The sequence below is a fragment of the Mesorhizobium sp. WSM4823 genome, from assembly GCF_055811195.1.
This window is the reverse complement of the sequence record NZ_JBVVQL010000041.1, coordinates 1-1,595: the sequence shown is the minus strand read 5'-3', so window position 1 is coordinate 1,595 and position 1,595 is coordinate 1. Positions and strand designations below refer to the sequence as shown.

Genomic DNA, 1,595 nt, shown 5'->3' with positions numbered 1-1,595 from the left:
TTCTATCGGGCCAGCCCGAACTCGCTCACTCGCAATTCGATGCAGATGCTGGCCGATGCGGAAATCGTGATCGCCCGTGGCTTTTCTCCTGATCCCAGGGTCAAACACCCGGCATCGGCACACGCCAATGGAGCGATCGAGGCGAACGGCGGCACCGCCTCCGAGGCACTCGCATGGTTCGCGTTGTGGAACGCCGCGTCGGATTGCGGCAGCGGCTCACGCTCGATCGACCCGCAGTCACTTCGCGCCCTCCCGGCAGGACGCAAATGGGCGCGTGACATCGCCAATGTGGCCTTCGATGGCCTAATGGTCGGAAGCCTGTCGGTGCCAGCGCAATTGGCCGCCAGATGGGACAGGTTCGGCGGCTCCCTCACCGAGTTGATCATCGAACTCGGCAAGCTCTGGGACGATCCCGTCGCGGGTCGCCGCGTCCAGTATCAGCTTGAGCAGATGCTTCTCGACTTCGACGATCTTGCCGCGCCGCGCAGGCTGGCGCGGACACTTGGAATTCGCGTCGACGCTCGAAATCCGGCCACGATCGAACTGCCGGAAGGAATCGATCAAATTTATGCCTATCTGATGATGGATGGCCAGATCAGGGCTCTCGTGCAGTTCGGTGTACTCGGGAACGTGACAAGGCGTCATTGGATCGAATTGATCCGGAATTGCGTGCCCCCTGAGGGACTCACACGCAATCTATCCGGCTATAAGCGCATGGCCTTCCGCTTCTGGAAGCGTGCTGCGCGGCTTGCGAGCCGATCGCTGTCCCTCCAACACGGCGCCGCAGCAGAGGCATTGCTGTCCATGGTGGGAGGTCGGTCTGATCGGGACAGCCACTACGGCAAACTCGCGCAGTTGGCCGCGGAAGTGCAGCGGTTGGTAGGATCGAGCGCCGAAGCGACAGAGGCTCTTGCTCTCCCGCGCCGTGCACCGGCCGGGGGCGAGCGCTACAATGATCGCACGTCGTTCTGGAACGGCTATTTCGCGACCGAGGATCCCTGGAACTACGGTTCGCCCTATGAGCAGGAAAAATATCAGCGGCAGCTCGAAATCCTGCCTGCCGGTCCCATCGGACGGGCGCTTGAGCTGGCCTGCGCGGAGGGCCATTTCACGCGGCAGCTGGCGCCGCGAGTGGGTCATCTGACCGCAACCGACATCTCCGCCATAGCCGTCGAGCGCGCGCGAGCGCGATGCAGGGACCAACTGAATGTTGAGTTCAGCGTACTGGATTTCTCCGCGGATCCCCTGCCGGGTGAGATGGACCTGATCGTCTGCTCGGAAGTGCTCTATTTTTTGGACGATCTCGCCGAGTTGCGGCGCTTCGCCAAAAAAATCGTTGAGGCGTTGGCGCCTGGCGGCAGTTTCATCAGCGCACACGCATTCTTGCTTCGTGACAATATGGAACGCACCGGCTTTGATTGGGACAACCAGTTCGGTGCCCAGCTGATCTCAGAGACGCTGGCAGCGACCGAAGGCCTCGTCCTGGAGCAATCGATCCAGACCGAGCTCTATCGCATTGACCGCTTCCGCCGCCTCTCACCTGGAGATGTGGCGACGGAACCGATGATTGATCATGTGCCAATCCGCGCGCCCAT

General features: G+C 61.6%; 1 protein-coding gene. It reads left to right on the top strand.

Annotated features, from left to right (window positions below; all coding sequences use genetic code 11):
- Positions 1-1,595: SAM-dependent methyltransferase (locus AC0L26_RS31905; protein WP_473636074.1), on the top strand; the 1,595-nt coding region annotated here is incomplete at both ends.